The following is a 16,783-nucleotide window of genomic DNA, read 5'->3' as shown; positions in this document are numbered from 1 at the left end:
TTGCGCAAATATTGCGTAAAGAGAAAGTTAAAAACTCTTTAATTTTGTGCATATTTTGTCTCATTCGGTTTATATAGTTTCGATTTCTTTTATTTTATAATAATCACCGAACAAAGGCGAAAACCGCCTGAACGGAGAAATCGGTATAAACTATGAGAGGAAGTAGAAAATGGAAGAAAAAAAGTACTTAAAATGGTATAACAAAGTCGGATATGGCTCGGGTGATGTGGCAGGTAATGTTGTTTATGCATTCTTATCCTCCTTTGTAATGCTGTATTTGACCAATACGGTTGGATTGAATGCAGGTATCGTCGGAACCCTGATCGCATTGTCAAAGTTATTTGATGGTGTAACAGATATTTTCTTTGGTTCCATGATTGATAAGACGCACACAAGAATGGGAAAGGCAAAACCATGGATGCTTTATGGCTATATCGGATGCGCCGTAACCCTGATCGGTATCTTTGCAATCCCGGAAAGTCTTGGAAAAACAGCACAGTATGCATGGTTCTTTATTGCATATTCCTTACTGAACGCAGTTTTCTATACAGCAAACAACATCGCATATTCAGCGCTGACAGCACTGATCACAAAGAACAGCAAAGAACGTGTGGAAATGGGATCTTACCGTTTCATCTTTGCATTCTCTACCAGTCTTCTGATCCAGTCTGTTACAATTAAATTTGTAGAGATCATGGGTGGCGGAGCAGCAGGATGGAGAACTGTAGCCATCATTTACGCGATCATCGGTCTGGTCGTTAATACAATTTCCGCATTATCTGTTAAAGAACTTCCGGAAGAAGAATTAAATGACGGTGTGGATAATTCCGCAGATGAGAAATACTCTCTTGTTGAAGCAGCAAAACTGCTGTTTGCAAATAAATATTACATTATGATCTGTGTTACTTATATTCTTCAGCAGATTTACTCAGCTATGCTGAATATGGGTATTTACTATATGATGTATGTTCTGTTAAATGAAAACTTATTCCCTGTATTCTCATGGGCGATCAACATTCCACTGATCATTGCTCTTCTGATCACACCATCACTGGTGGCAAAATGGCAGGGATTATATAAGTTAAATGTTACCGGCTATGCGATCGGAACTATTGGAAGAGGACTTGTAATCGTTGCCGCATATATGCACAGTGTTCCGCTTATGCTGGCGTTTACAGCAGTTGCAGCTTTTGGTATGGGACCATGGCAGGGAGACATGAATGCGGTAATTGCCAATTGTTCTGAATATACATACCTTACAAAAGGCAAACGTGTAGATGGAACGATGTATTCCTGCACATCTCTTGGCATCAAGCTTGGAGGCGGACTTGGAACAGCTATCACAGGATGGCTTCTGGCATTCAGTAAATTTGATCAGAATCTGACAACACAGCCAGCTTCCTGTATTAGCATGCTTCATATTATGTATCTCTGGGTACCGTTTGCTATCTGCATCATTATCACATTTATCATGTCAAGAATGAATGTAGAGAAAGCAAACAAAGAGCTGGTATCCGGAAGAAGATTAAACGGATAATAAATAAAAATTATATAAAGACTAAAAAGATGATTCCCCTCCGTTTTGATAAAAACAGAGGGGAATTATTAAATAGAGATAAATGGGAATTTTGTACTATAACAATGCCGGAAAATATTGTTATAAGAAAGTAATAAATGGGGTGAGCAAATGCCAAACAGGAGAAGAGAAGCCAAATTCAAATATTGTCAGATCCCGGATGGGGCGGATTTGCTGGCAGTGCTGGGAAGTGCAGGGATCAAAACATATGGTCTGGATGAGGTGAGAAGAACCGTTCTGCCAAATCATTTTCATAATTTACTGGAGATTGGAATCTGCAGAAGGGGAAGAGGAACGGTAGTATTTAATAATGACAGAAGATTTTATACAGAGAATTCAGTGATCATTATTCCTGCAAATTTTCCTCATAATATTATTAATGCGGAGGGAGAGAAAAGCTTCTGGGAATTCATTTATGTTGATACCATGGAATTTTTATTAAGCGCAAAATTCAGAAAAAGAGATGCTCAGCGTTTCCAGAACCGTATTGAAAGCGGCCCGATCAAAAGGCAGAAGGAAGAAGTCCCGCTGCTTGTGCGTGAACTTGACTGTCTTATGGATCAGATCAGAATACAGGATTATGGGTACAGAAATTGTGTAAAAGGACTTCTATTTACGGTGCTTATGGAAATCGTGAAAATTAATTCGGATGAATTTGTAAATGAGAAGCGTCAGGACACAATGGAATATGTAAATGATGATAAGTCCGGAAAGCTACAGCTTGCACTTTCATTTGTAGAGGAACATTTTGCGGAAGACATCAAGATATCTGATATTGCGGAAGCAACATTCATCAGTGAAAGCTATCTTAGAAGGTTATTTTCCGAAAAATATAATATGACTCCCGTTCAGTATGTAAATTATATCCGGATACAGGAAGCCTGTAAGCTGTTAAAAAATACAAAATTTAATATCAGTGAAGCGGCACAAAAAGTAGGATTCAATAATATGTCTACATTTATAACAAATTTCAGAAAAGTAAAAAACCAGACACCCGGACAGTGGATAAAAAATATGCATAAAAGCATAGAAGAAAATACATATAAACAGTAAATCGGAGAAAAAAGCAAAAGATGTGAGCAAAAACTGAAAATAGATTTGCACAAGAGAATGAAATATTTACTTATTGTAGCGAAAACAATAACTTTTTGAACAAGAAATTAGGCATAATTTATACAAGTTGAATCGGTTTAACAGAGAAAAATGTACATAATAACCAAAAAATAATGCGCAAAATATAGGAGGAATGAGAGTGAAGAAGCGAACAAAAATTATTGCTCTTCTTATGGCAACTATCGTAGGCAGCAGTCTTTTAGCTGGATGTGGAGCAGGAACGGATACAAAATCAGACAGTACTTCTGATACAGAGAAATCAGACAGTGCAGAGAAGACATCTTCAGATGGTGATGACCAGACTCTGACTGTATGGGCATGGGACCAGTCATTCAATATTTACGCAATGAAAGAGGCAGAGAAGATCTATCAGAAAGATCATCCGGATTTCAAGCTTAATATTGTAGAAACTCCATGGGATGACATGCAGACTCAGCTGGGAACAATTGTTGGCTCAGGAAATTATTCTCAGCTTCCTGATATCTGTCTGATGCAGGATTTTGCATTTCAGAAATATGTAACTACTTATCCGGATCTGTATCAGGATATTACAGATTCAGGAATTGATCTTTCACAGTTTGCCGAGAGTAAACTGGCAGCATCTACAATTGATGGAAAGAATTATGGAGTTCCATTTGATAATGGTGCTGAGGTTGCATGTTACAGAACAGATATTCTTGACCAGGCAGGTTATACACTGGATGATCTGACGGATATCGACTGGAACAAATTTATTGAAATCGGATCTGATGTTTATGAAAAAACAGGTTACTCCTTACTTTCTGTTCAGGCAGGAAGTTCAGACCTGATCTATCAGATGATGCAGTCAGCAGGATTTGGAACATGGAAAGACGACGGTACTCCTGATATTGCCGGAAACGAACATATTAAACAGTGCATTGAGATTTATCAGGAAATGGTCGAAGCTCATGTCCTTGCAGTTGTAAACAGCTGGGATGAATATGTAGCAACCTTTACAAGTGGAAAGACAGCAGGCGTTATCAATGGATGCTGGATCCTTGCATCTATCCAGACAGCAGAAGACCAGTCCGGAAACTGGGGACTGACAGATATGCCGGCAATTCCGGATGCGGAAACTGCTACCAACTATTCAAATCAGGGTGGTTCCACATGGGCGATCACTACAAACTGCAAAAATACAGAACTTGCAGAAGATTTCCTTGCAAAAACATTTGCGGGAAGTGTAGAACTGTATGACACCATTCTTCCAAGCTCCGGAGCACTTGCTACATGGCTCCCGGCAAGTGAGAGTGAAGTTTACAGTGAGCCGCAGGAATTCTTCGGCGGACAGGCAATTTACAAACAGATTTCCGACTTTGCTTCCAAGACACCAACTGTAGATCTGGGCGTATATTACACTGAGGCAAATCAGGCACTTGCTACAGCAGTGGCAAATGTATCCGGCGGATCAGACATTGATTCTGAACTGAAGACAGCACAGGATACAGTAGAATTTAATATGGGACAGTAATTCAGACAGAGAGATGCTCCTGTATAAAAAGTGCATGAGCATCTCTTTCCATATCATCTTTCCCATAACAATTTTTCTGATCATATAAGTGTGAAAGAATATCGTAATGAAAGCTGGTGTAAATCTATGAATAAAAAGAAAGGTCTCAGTATGAGACAGAAACAGAATGCAACCGGATGGTTATTCCTGGTTCCTGCGATCATACTGATCTGCGGATTCAGTATCTATCCGATGATCAGTGCCCTGATCACTTCTTTCAAAACAGGAACCGGTACAAACATGACATTTACCGGACTTACAAACTACATAAGATGTTTCAAAGATGATGTATTTATCCAGTCACTGAAGAACTGCTTTTTCTATCTGATCATTCAGGTTCCGGTCATGCTGATCCTGGCATTGGCTCTGGCATCTATCCTGAATAATCCGAAGATCAAAGCAAGAGGATTTTTCAGAACAGCAATTTTCCTCCCATGTGCAACTTCTCTGGTTGCATATGCGATCATTTTCCGTTCTTTATTTGCAACAGACGGATTTATTAACACCATTGCTGTAAAACTTGGAATTCTTGACAGCGCATATAATTTCCTGGCAAACCCATTAAGTGCAAAGATCGTTATCATTATTGCGCTGGTATGGAGATGGACAGGATATAATATGGTATTCTATCTGGCAGGACTTCAGAATATTGAATATTCTGTTTATGAAGCAGCCAAGATTGACGGCGCTTCTGCAATCCAGACTTTCTTTAAGATCACAGTACCTTTACTGAAACCTACAATCCTGATGACTGCCATCATGTCCACAAATGGTACACTGCAGTTATTCGATGAATCTATGAACCTGACACACGGCGGTCCTGGAAATGCTTCCATTACCATGTCTCATTATATTTATAATATGTCATTCAAGGGCGTACCGAATTTCGGATACACTTCAGCAATGTCATTTATTATCCTGATCATGGTGGCAATCCTGGCACTTGTACAGATGAAAGTAGGTGATGATCGTGAATAATAAAGTAAAAATGACTCTTATGTATATTTTCCTCGGAATCTGTACAGTAATTTCTGTATTCCCGTTATTATGGATGATCATTGCAGCAACAAACAAGAGCGTGGATGTTATCGCAGGTAAGCTTACTTTCGGTTCTTACCTGATGGAGAACTACAGAAATCTGATCAGTCAGCAGCCATTGTGGGGAAACTTCCTCAATTCCTGTAAATATACGATTCTTGTAACTGCTTTCTCCCTGATTGTAAGCTCTCTGGCAGGTTATGCTTTTGAGATTTACCGTGACAAGGCAAAAGAGAAAATGTATGCCATCGTATTGATGTCCATGATGATTCCGTTTGTTGCACTGATGGTACCGTTATTCAGAATGTATTCCCGTCTGGGACTCTTAAATACAGCAGTAGGCTTTATGCTTCCGTCTCTGGCAACACCGCTTCTGATCATGATGTTCAGAACTAATGCCAAAGCATTTCCGGTAGACATTATCGAAGCTGCACGTATTGACGGTCTTAGCGAATTTGGAATTTTCTTCCGCATGTATATCCCATCCATGAAATCCATTTTTGCGGCAGCTGGTGTAGTTACATTTATGAATGCATGGAATAACTACTTATGGGCGAAGGTAATCATGTCTGATAATACAACTCAGACAATGCCTATGCTGATCTCCAACCTGACATCAGGATATGTGACTGACTACGGTATGGTTATGCTGTCAGTTCTTATCACGACAATTCCGACAGCGATCGTATTCTTCTTACTGCAGAAGAACTTCGTAGAAGGTATTACAGGATCAGTAAAATAAGACAGACGAGAGGATGCACATACATGGATAATAAAGTAAATATCAGCCAGGTGGCCAAGGATGTAGGTGTATCAGTTTCGACAGTTTCGAGAGCTTTGTCCGGCAAAGGGCGGATCTCAGAATCTACAAGAGAGAAAATCAACAGCTATCTTTCAGAAAAGCAGCTAATTCCTAACACAAGGGAAAAACGTTATACAGACATTGTTACGAAGATGATATCTGTGGTGTTACCCGGAGAAGAAAACTTTGCCTCTATGCCATATTTTTTAAACATTTTGCTGAGTGTATATGATTATTTTTCCATCCGTGGCTACCAGGTAAATCTGATCAAGGTGACACCAACAGATATTTCCAATCTGACACATGCGGTGGAAGAACATGTCATGGATGGCGTGATCCTTACACGTATGGTGGAAAACAACGACGAGATTGTTTATCTGAAGCAGGCCGGTGTTCCATTTGTAGTAATCGGACCTTATGATGATCCATCTGTACTTCAGGTGGATACAGATAATGAAGCTGCATGCTGTGATATTACGAATGTACTGCTTCAGAAAGGTCTGGACAAAATGGCAGTTATGTGTGCGAAACAGGAACATTACATTAACAGAAAGAGATTTCAGGGAATATTGAAAGCCTACATGGAAAGTTACATGTTGCTTGACCGCAGATATGTTTTTTATGATACAGAATTCGAGAATATAGCGGAAATGGCGATAGAGAAGGTGCTGGCATCTGATGTAAACTGTATTCTGTGTATGGATGACAATATCTGTTTGGTGATCTTAAGAATTCTGCGCAAAAAGGGAATTCCGGTTCCTGAAAGAATAAAAGTGGCTTCTCTTCATAACAGTAATCTGCTGGATGAATGGTATCCACCTGTCAGCTGTGTTCACTTTGATGTGGATGAGCTTGGAAAAGAGGCAAGCAGGATTTTGTATGTATATCTTACAGAAAATAAGAGACTGCCGAAATCTATATTAGGCTATGAACTGCAAATGAAGGCTTCTACAAATTAGCCGGTAAAAATATAAACCGGATGTAAAAAAAGGCTTATTTGCCGGATAGAAAAAACGATGTCAGATCCCAAGAGGTGTTCATGATCTGACATCGTTTTTCCATATAAGTATATTTATGTTAAGGAGGTTTTTATGGAGTTTAAAACAGACATGCTGCTTCATGGCGGCGACTATAATCCGGAACAGTGGTTAAAGAGACCTGATATTCTTGAAAAAGATATAGAAATGCTTTCAGAATCAGGATGCAATGTGGTAAGCCTTGGGATTTTTTCCTGGGCAACACTGGAACCGGAAGAGGGAGTTTTTAACTTTGGATGGCTGCAGGAGATTATTGATAAGCTTTATAAAAGAGGAATTTACACAATTCTGGCAACTCCGTCAGGTGCGAGACCGAAATGGATGGCAGATAAATATCCTGAGGTTCTCCGTGTAGATGAAACACGACACAGAAATCTCTTCGGGTTCAGACATAATCACTGTTATACATCTCCTGTATACAGAGAAAAAGTACATATCATAAACAAAAAGCTGGCAGAAGAAGTGGCCGTACATCCGGGCGTAATTTTATGGCATATTTCTAATGAATACGGCGGAGAGTGCCATTGCCCGCTCTGCCAGGATGCATTCCGCAAATGGCTGAAAGAAAAATACCAGACGATCGAAAATCTGAATGATCAGTGGTGCACTACATTCTGGAGCCACAACTATAACAGCTTTGATCAGATTGAGAGTCCGTCAAGGATCGGAGAAACTCAGCTTCATGCATTAAATCTGGACTGGAAACGATTTGTTACCCATCAGACTGCGGATTTCCTCCATCATGAAATTCAGGCAGTGAGGGATGGTGGAAGCAATCTTCCTACAACAGCAAATCTCATGTATCATTATAAAGGGCTGGACTATTTTAAGATTGCAAAAGAAATTGATGTCGTTTCCTGGGATACTTACCCTACATGGCATAAAGAAGATGCGATCGACACAGCTGATGATAATGGATTGTATCATGATCTGATGCGGTCTCTGAAGGGAAAACCATTTATCCAGATGGAATCCTGCCCGGCAGCTACTAACTGGCAGGGTGTAAGTAAACTGAAGAAGCCGGGAGTTCTCTTTGCACAGTCTATGGAAGCAATCGCACATGGAAGTGAGGGGGCGCTTTATTTCCAGATCCGTCAGAGCCGTGGAGCTTCTGAGAAGTTCCATGGAGCAGTGATCGATCATTATGGCGGAAAAGATACAAGAGTATTTAAAGAGGTTTCTGAAACCGGAGAAGCCCTGAAAAAGATAAAAGAACTGGCCGGAACGATCGTAAACAGTAAAGCAGCGATCATCTATGACTGGGACAGCCAGTGGGCAATGGAAGACAGTCAGGGACCGAGAAACAAAGGACTTCACTATATGGAAGCGCTGAGAAAATTTTACAGAGGTTTCCGCAGACAGGGACTGAATGTAGATCTGATAGATATGACCTGTGATCTGGACAAATATAAGATACTGGCACTGCCTATGGTATATATGTTTAAAAAGGGATTTGCAGAGAAAGTCCGTGCTTTTGTGGAAAATGGCGGTTATCTGATCACAAGTTACTGGTCAGGAATCGTGGATGATACAGACAGATGTTATCTGGAGGGAACGCCTCACGGACTGATGGATGTACTGGGGATCAGAAGTACAGAGCTTGATGCTCTTTACGACTGGGAAGAAAACAGACTGATTCCTGTACAGAATAATGAACTTGGACTGGACAGAACCTATACCTGTAAATATCTGTGTGATCTTGTGGAACTTCGCGGCGCACGTTCACTGATGACTTATGGAGAGGACTTCTATAAAGGATATTCCTGCCTGACAGTCAATGAGTACGGAAAAGGAAAAGCATGGTATGTAGCTGCTGACGCTGAAAGAGATTTCTATGATGATTTCATTGGAAAAGTAGTTGCTGACAGTGGTATTTCCTGCGGAGTAAAAGGAGAAATCCCGGATACACTGGAAATTACAGTAAGAGAAAATGACGATGCAAAATATTATATTTATCAGAACTTCGGAACAGATGCAGTTGAGCTTCCATTGCCGGAGGGAGAGATAGAATGGGTTTACGGCAGCGGAGAAGAACGACTGAAAGTTTATGGACTTGCGGTTGCAAAGATAAAAATAGTTTAACTAAATAAACTGCGGAGCAGTTATTTGGTGTAGAGCCACGTAGCGAAGCGGATGATTTTATCCGCTTGACAATTGCAGCTAACAAAATGTTATATAAATAAATGAAAAAAGGTGACAGCTGAATGGATTTTCAGACGGTCACCTTTTCGGTTAAAAAGATCATTAGAAGTACTAATATAGTCAAATGGAGAAATATTCGTTTCACTGTCTGTTCATAACCAAATGACAGACATGAAATTCTATTTAGAATGAATTTCTTCATTGATCAACAGCTGCTTACGAAACTGTGAGGGAGAAACTCCAAACTGTTTTTTGAAAAAACGACTGAAATAAAGAGGATTCTCATATCCTACCAGATTGGAAATCTCTGAAATATTATAATTAGTTGTTTCCAGCAGAGATTTGGCATTGGTGGTTCGCAAAAGCTGGACATACTGAGCCGGCGTAGTATTTGTATATTGCTTGAAATTCTGGATAAACCAGCTGACGCTGATATTGTGGGAAGCAGCATAATCTTCAATACTCACAGGTTTATTATAATGTGTCCGAAAATATTCCACAGCCTGAGCCATGTCATCCATGATCATTGGATTCTTTTTTCTCGGTTTGGTAAGAAACTGGCGGTGAATCAGAATAAAAAGCTGACGCAGATAATTGACCAGTAATTCTTCATAGTCTTCCTGCTTAAGCTGCAGTTCCTGAATCATGTTTTGATATAGTTGTTTATATTCCATAGAAATACCAGAGCAGATTACATGCACATCATCTGCAATCCCGTATTTACGCAGGATATTCTTTACATTATTTCCTGTGAAATGAACCCAGTACACTTCCGGATGCTCCGCTCCATAATAATAGTAGCGCTGTTCTTCTTTCGGACGGTACAGTACCATGTTTCCGGCAGATACGACCTGCTCTTTTCCATTAAAATAGAAGTGAGCTTTACCGGAAGCAATGTATAAAAGCTGATAATCTACACGCCCGCGGGGACGGTGAGTGGGAAGTTTTTTTACTGTATAGAGACGGTAAGTACCGCAGCTTCCGACAAATAGAGAATGCTTTTTATCTTTAAAATCAACACGGGACTGATGCCAGTATGCGGAGTTTGTGTACATAGGAAAACCTCCTGTAAAATTCGAATCTGATATTTAAAATTATATCATTTTGTGCATGTTTTGTCGAATAGAGTTTATATGTTTTCCGGCTCCCAAATACTATAATAACAGTATTCACGGGGTGAATGGAAAACTTTGATCCGGGCGTGAAAATATAAGGGATTTCACGCAGAATATAATGAGAAAAAGTATTGGGAGGAAGCCACATGATTGTACCAAAATATTACGAAAACCTGAACGTGTTACATGAGAACACTATGCCATATCGTGCATATTATATGCCGGCATCAAAAGAGATGGGACCGCTGGTCCATGACAGAGAAAAATCAGACAGAATGCAACTTCTGAATGACGTATGGAAATTCAAATTCTACAAGAGCATTTACGACCTGCAGAATAAATTCTATGAAGATGGAGCTGACACAGACAATTTTGACCGGATTCCGGTACCAGGTATCTGGCAGAATTTCGGCTATGACAGTCATCAGTATACCAATGTCCGTTATCCAATTCCACTGGACCCGCCATATGTACCGCAGGAGAACCCATGCGGAGCGTATGTTTACGAATTCCAATATCATAAAGATGCAGATGCACCGGAAGCATTTCTGAATTTCGAGGGTGTAGATTCCTGCTTCTATGTGTGGATGAACGGCTTCTTTGTGGGTTACAGCCAGGTATCCCATGCGACAAGCGAGTTTGATGTAACTGCCTATATGCGTGAGGGAACAAACAAACTGGCAGTGTTGGTTCTGAAATGGTGTGATGGAACTTATCTGGAAGACCAGGACAAGTTCAGAATGACAGGAATCTTCCGTGACGTATATATTCTGAAAAGACCAGAATACGTTCTGTATGATTATTTCATCAAAACAGAACCACAGGAAAACAGCGCCAAAATTGAAATCCAGGCATCCTTTATGGGAGAAAAATGCATCGCAGATGACACAGAGATCCTGCTTCGCGATATGTCTGGAAATCTGGTAGACACAGAGAAATTCACTCCTGCAGAATGCAGTGACGGATATAATTACAAAGCAGAATTTGTCCTCAGTGATCCGCAGCTTTGGACACCTGAAAAACCATATCTGTATGAAATCGTATTTGTATCAGAGCAGGAAGTAATCACTGACCGCGTCGGTATCCGTGAGATTCACCGCAATGGAAGTGTAATCTATGTAAACGGCACAAAGATTAAATTCAATGGTGTAAACAGACATGACTCTGACCCGGTAACAGGTTCAGTGATCAACATTGACAAGATAAATAAAGACCTGACAATGATGAAACAGCATAACTTTAATGCAGTCCGCAGCAGCCATTATCCGAACTCTCCGTATTTCTATCAGTTATGTGATGAATATGGATTCTTTGTGATTGCAGAAGCAGACAATGAGAGTCATGGAACACAGACACAGTATCTGCAGAATTCAGAATGGGACAATGTAGTGGAGCACTGGAACAAACGAATTTCCAACAATCCGGATTTCATTCCGGCCACTCTGGATCGTACAAAACTTTGCGTATGCAGAGAGAAGAACCGTCCATCTATCGTGATCTGGTCAATGGGAAATGAATGCGGATACGGATGCACCTTTGAAGAAGCACTGAAGTGGACAAAGGATTATGACCCGACTCGTCTGACTACTTATGAGAGCGCCTTTTATAAGAGCACAGACAGAGAGTATGATTATTCCAATATTGATATTGTAGGCAGAATGTATCCTGCATTTGAAGAAATCGAAGACTATATGGAAAAAACTCCGGACAAACCTCTGTTACTGGTAGAATACTGCCACGCTATGGGAAATGGTCCTGGAGATTTAGAGGACTATTTTAAATATATTCAGAAATATGATTCTCTCTGTGGTGGATTTGTATGGGAGTGGTGCGATCACGCCATTTACAAAGGAGATGCAGAAAACGGAAAGCCAATCTACTTCTACGGCGGTGATCATGGAGAAGAAATCCATGACGGCAACTTCTGTATGGATGGTCTGGTATACCCGGACAGAACACCGCATACCGGACTGAAAGAGTACAAGAATGTATATCGTCCTGCAAGAGTCGTATCCTATGATCAGGGATCAGGAAAAACTGTACTTCACAACTATATGAATTACATAGACTTACAAGATTATCTGTATCTGACCTATGAAGTAAGCTGCGACGGAAAGAATGTACAGATAGGAGAAATACAGCTGAAAGAGAGTATACCTGCCGGAGAAGAGGGAAAAGTGATTATTCCAGCCCAGACACCAGATGCCGGAAAATGCTACCTTAAAATCAACTACCATCTGAAAGATGAAACAGCACTTCAGGAAAAAGACCAGGATCTGGGATTTGATGAAATCCTGTTGACAAACAAAGATGGAAGAAATCAGACTGTTGCAAACTTGTTTGCAGGTAAGATGCAGAGTAATGATGATTCTGAAAATGCTGGCGGTGCTGACGGAGATAGTGAAACAGGCAGAAACGCCACAGAAAATGAATCTATAGACAGAAGCACTACAGAAATCGAGGATACAGACAAATATCTGAAAATCACTGGCAAGAAGCAGGGCTATGTATATGTATTCAATAAACTGACCGGCCTGTTTGAGAAAATGTATGCAGGAAATAAGCAGCTTTTCACACAGCCAATGGAATTAAACATCTGGCGGGCACCGACAGACAATGACCGAAAGATTAAACTGGAATGGATGAATGCACACTACGACCAGAGCTATGCAAGAGCATACAAAACGACTTATGAATTGGCAGAGGGAACAGTCCTGATTCACAGTGTGATTGGCCTGATGGCACCTACCGTCCAGAAAATCCTTGAAGTAAAAGCAGATTGGCAGATCACTCCTGACGGAGCAGTGTCAGTAAAAATGCAGGTAGAAAGAGACCTGGAATTCCCAATGCTTCCAAGATTTGGGCTTCGCCTGTTCCTGGACAAAGAGTTCACAGACGTTACCTATTCCGGAATCGGACCTGCAGAGAGTTACGTTGATAAAAGACAGGCAGGATACCATGGAGTATTCCAGACAGCAGTTGAGGAAATGCATGAAGACTATCTTCGTCCACAGGAAAACGGAAGCCATACAGACTGTGATTATGTAAAACTTTCCAACAAAGATCAGAGCATCTACGCAGTCAGTGACCTGACATTCTCATTCAATGCATCTGTCTATACACAGGAAGAACTCACAAACAAAGCACACAGCTATGAACTTGAGAACTGCGGCAGCACAGTATTATGCCTGGACTATGCACAGAACGGTATCGGCTCTAACAGCTGCGGCCCGGAACTCTCAAAGAAATACCGCCTGGATCAGGAGAACTTTGAGTTTGATATGAAATTGGTTTTTCAGAAAAAATAAATCTATCAGATAAGACTGGAATATATACTGACTTTTATACCGCACATCAAAAGCTAAGTGGAAAACCTGACGATTGATGTGCGGTATTTTAACTGAAGACTTCGAAGCTATTTGGTTATGAGCAAGTATCGAAGCGGATGATTTTATCGCGTTTGATTGCGCGGATTAAGAAATATAGATTTATTAGATTTGAAAAAGTCAATATCTGTATCATGTAAATCAATACAAGAATCGTCTTTCAGACAGGTTTCGAATATAATTAGCCATGCAGCAGAAATAGAAGTATTTATCAGACATTCTGCCGCTTAAGAGAATTGTATTCACCAGGATTGCAGCCGAACTGCTTGCGGAATGCGTGAGCAAATCGGCTTGCATTACTGAAACCTGTCATGTCTGCGATCTGGATCATAGAGTACTGACTGCTCTGTACCAGTGACAGACTCTGGTTGACACGGTATTCTTCCAGATATCCGGTAACTGTCTTGCCAGTCATTTTCTTAAACAGACGGCAGCAGACCTCTCTGGACAGATGAACCTGATCAGCCAGTTCCTGCAGAGAAACTACAGACTCAAAATGTGTATTAAGATAATTCAACATTTGCTCCAATCGTTCCAGTTCAAGTTGGTTAGACGGAATGAATTTTGTGAATTCTTTCTGATGTTCACAAAGAATCAGACTGTACACTTCACAGAGAAGACCTTTGATCTTCAGTTCATAACAATAGGACTTCTGATCAAAGATTTCCTCAACTTCATTGAGTCTCTGTAACACGCTTTTAGTACATTCGTTTTCTTCATTCAGCAGAATACAGGGAACCGCAGAATTCTGCAGAAAAGGCCGAAAACAGTTGCGTTCCACATCACTTCCGAATTCGCCATATATGAAATCCGGACGTGCCAGGAAAGTGCTGTATCGCGCATGACTGTTATTGGGCGAATGGCAGCTGTGCGGTACATTTCGGTTCAGTACAAGAGCTTCCCCAGGTCTGACAGTATAGCTTTTCTGGTAAACCTGATAAATCGCTGCCCCTTCTCTGGGAACGCTGATCTCCAGGTCGTTATGCCAGTGAATAGGAACACTTTTCCCCTCAAAAGCCCAGAGGTCATCATGATTTACGGTCATGGGAAAGCCGGCAGTTCCATGTTCACAAAGTTCTCGGTTGGTGTCATCCACCAGAATTTTACGCATAGCCATTTTACAATTCTCCGATTCTGATTTAAAAGTAATAAATTTATTATAGCGTTAGACACATTAACGCGCAAGGAGGAGTAAACATGGCAAGATCAAAAGAGATGGATCTGACTACAGGCAATCCGTTCCGGTCACTGCTGAAATTTGCGATTCCTGTAATTCTGGGAAATCTGTTTCAGCTTTTTTATACACTGGCGGACTCTGTGATCGTAGGAAAAATGCTGGGAGCAGACTCCCTGGCAGCAGTAGGTTCCACCAGTATTATTATTTATTTTGTATTCTGTTTTATCAATGGATTCACAGGTGGATTTGGTATCTGTCTGGGACAGAAATGCGGGGCAAAGGATGAAAAAGGAATGCGCAAGAGCGTTGCGGTTTCCACACTTCTGAGTATTGCGTTTACAGTAGTGCTGACACTGATCTGCTGTCTGCTTTCTCATCAGATTCTGCGCTGGATGCAGATTCCTGCTGATATTTCCGGTGAAGCATATGACTATATGTTTGTAGTTTTGCTTGGCACAGGTGCTACCGTTTTTTATAATATGATCTCAAATATGCTCCGCGCATTGGGAGACAGTAAAACACCATTGTATTTCCTGGTATTTTCATCTGTATTAAATATTTTTCTTGATATTCTGTTTATTGTACCGTTTCATATGGGGGTGGCTGGTGCTGCATGGGCGACTATTCTGTCACAGTTCCTTTCCGCAGTGCTGAGTCTGGTTGTAGGACTGAAGAATTTTCCGATTCTGCATCTGCACAGAGAAGATTTTACAGATTTAAAAGACACGGCAGTCCTGCACCTGAAGACCGGATTTCCTATGGGATTCCAGATGTCTGTCATGTGTATCGGACAGCTTGCCATGCAGGCAGTGGTAAACTCACTGGGTACTGCAGCAGTTGCAGGATATACCGCAGCATCGAAAGCAGATCAGCTTTCTGTACTGGTAAACAATGCAATGATGACCGCAATTTCCAACTATGTGGCTCAGAATTTTGGTGCAGGCAGATGGGACCGTATCCGTCAGGGTGTGCGTGCCTGTCTGATTCAGACAGAAGCATTTAACCTGATCATGTGTATTGGAATTCTGCTGCTGAGACATCCGATCGTAAGAATGTTTCTCTCAGATCCCACAAAAGAAATCTATCACTATTCAGATATGTATCTGACGATCGTAGCTCCCTTTTACTTTGTGCTTGGACTGCTGGCAGTATACCGTACATCCATCCAGAGCATGCAGAATGGCAAAGCACCTTTTGCTGCATGTATGATTGAACTGGTTATGCGAATCGCTGCAACAGTAGGTCTTTCCGGAATTATCGGATATACATCTGTATGTATTGCCAGTCCAATGGCGTGGATCGGAGCCTGTGCACTTCTGATTCCGGTTTATTATAAGATGATGAAAACATCGAAGACACCAGAAAAATAGAAATGTGTCAGAGGTTTCCCTGACTTAAACGGCTGTTATGATATTTGCCAGAGTTTGTAACATCTTCTCCGAACCATGCAGGCGGAGTATACTTGAGTGCCTGCTCTTCAGAAGAAAATTCCACTTCCGCGAGGAAAAGTCCTTCATATGGTGTATCAAATACATCCAGTTCGATAGTAAGCCCATTTTTTTCCGGGATAAGATAGCGGGTTTTGGAGATGAGGATTCCGTCAGCTTTTGGACGCATGTGTTCATAGGATTCTTTTGTAAGTGGAAGGTTGTACTCTTCACGGGTCATGAGACCTTTGGACTTGTAGGTGAGATAGTAATTATTATCCTCTTTGCGGATCCGGACTACCGGTGCGGTGGATAAATAGCCTTGTTCTAGCCTGTGATGTGGATAAGAGTCAAGATTTTTGGGCAGATTTTCCTTGGATATTAAAAATTTACGTTCGATTTCCATGAGAAATGTTCCTCCTTAAATATGAAATGGCGG

12 protein-coding genes are annotated in these 16,783 nt (G+C 40.9%); 9 read left to right on the top strand and 3 right to left on the bottom strand.

Going from position 1 to position 16,783, the window contains the following annotated elements; translation table 11 throughout:
• Positions 1–169 precede the first annotated feature (169 nt).
• From ACTNC6_RS08300 to ACTNC6_RS08270, 7 genes are all read left to right on the top strand, one after another.
• Positions 170–1,537: an MFS transporter gene (locus ACTNC6_RS08300; protein WP_300335373.1), complete on the top strand. Its 1,368-nt coding sequence runs from the start codon at positions 170–172 to the stop codon at positions 1,535–1,537.
• Between the two features lie 150 nt (positions 1,538–1,687).
• Positions 1,688–2,629 (top strand): AraC family transcriptional regulator, encoded by a 942-nt coding sequence (locus ACTNC6_RS08295; RefSeq protein WP_441043829.1) that lies wholly within the window; start codon positions 1,688–1,690, stop codon positions 2,627–2,629.
• Positions 2,630–2,828: 199 nt separating this feature from the next.
• Positions 2,829–4,181 carry an ABC transporter substrate-binding protein gene (locus tag ACTNC6_RS08290; RefSeq protein ID WP_441043828.1) on the top strand — a complete coding sequence of 451 codons (1,353 nt, stop codon included), beginning with the start codon at positions 2,829–2,831 and terminating at the stop codon, positions 4,179–4,181.
• 126 nt (positions 4,182–4,307) lie between these two features.
• A complete protein-coding gene (locus ACTNC6_RS08285) occupies positions 4,308–5,198 on the top strand; it encodes a carbohydrate ABC transporter permease (protein ID WP_216459197.1) in 891 nt (296 codons plus the stop codon).
• A complete protein-coding gene (locus ACTNC6_RS08280; RefSeq protein WP_330687408.1) occupies positions 5,191–6,000 on the top strand; it encodes a carbohydrate ABC transporter permease in 810 nt (269 codons plus the stop codon). Before ACTNC6_RS08285 ends, ACTNC6_RS08280 begins: the two co-directional genes overlap by 8 nt.
• A gap of 23 nt (positions 6,001–6,023) precedes the next feature.
• Positions 6,024–7,019, top strand: a complete 996-nt coding sequence (locus ACTNC6_RS08275) for a LacI family DNA-binding transcriptional regulator (protein WP_300335379.1) — start codon at positions 6,024–6,026, stop codon at positions 7,017–7,019.
• Between the two features lie 132 nt (positions 7,020–7,151).
• On the top strand, positions 7,152–9,179 hold the full coding sequence (locus ACTNC6_RS08270; RefSeq protein ID WP_441043827.1) for a beta-galactosidase: 2,028 nt from the start codon (positions 7,152–7,154) through the stop codon (positions 9,177–9,179).
• 239 nt (positions 9,180–9,418) lie between these two features.
• Here ACTNC6_RS08270 and ACTNC6_RS08265 read toward each other — a convergent pair whose 3' ends face one another.
• Complete coding sequence (locus ACTNC6_RS08265; protein WP_441038440.1) at positions 9,419–10,294, bottom strand: AraC family transcriptional regulator; 876 nt, start codon at positions 10,292–10,294, stop codon at positions 9,419–9,421.
• Between the two features lie 206 nt (positions 10,295–10,500).
• Here ACTNC6_RS08265 and ACTNC6_RS08260 point away from each other — a divergent pair, with 206 nt between their 5' ends.
• On the top strand, positions 10,501–13,662 hold the full coding sequence (locus tag ACTNC6_RS08260; protein WP_291808957.1) for a glycoside hydrolase family 2 TIM barrel-domain containing protein: 3,162 nt from the start codon (positions 10,501–10,503) through the stop codon (positions 13,660–13,662).
• 289 nt (positions 13,663–13,951) lie between these two features.
• On the opposite strand, the gene ACTNC6_RS08255 is transcribed toward ACTNC6_RS08260, so the two are convergent.
• A complete protein-coding gene (locus ACTNC6_RS08255) occupies positions 13,952–14,857 on the bottom strand; it encodes an AraC family transcriptional regulator (protein WP_441033927.1) in 906 nt (301 codons plus the stop codon).
• 80 nt (positions 14,858–14,937) lie between these two features.
• On the opposite strand from ACTNC6_RS08255, the gene ACTNC6_RS08250 reads away from it, so the two are divergent.
• A complete protein-coding gene (locus ACTNC6_RS08250; RefSeq protein WP_441043826.1) occupies positions 14,938–16,287 on the top strand; it encodes an MATE family efflux transporter in 1,350 nt (449 codons plus the stop codon).
• Positions 16,288–16,294: 7 nt separating this feature from the next.
• On the opposite strand, the gene ACTNC6_RS08245 is transcribed toward ACTNC6_RS08250, so the two are convergent.
• On the bottom strand, positions 16,295–16,750 hold the full coding sequence (locus ACTNC6_RS08245; RefSeq protein WP_173742749.1) for a CYTH domain-containing protein: 456 nt from the start codon (positions 16,748–16,750) through the stop codon (positions 16,295–16,297).
• Positions 16,751–16,783: the final 33 nt, after the last annotated feature.

Source organism: Blautia sp. HCP3S3_C4, from assembly GCF_052064095.1.
Taxonomy (GTDB): domain Bacteria; phylum Bacillota; class Clostridia; order Lachnospirales; family Lachnospiraceae; genus Blautia_A.
The sequence above is the reverse complement of the archived record's forward strand: the minus strand, read 5'-3'. Positions and strand labels throughout refer to the sequence as shown.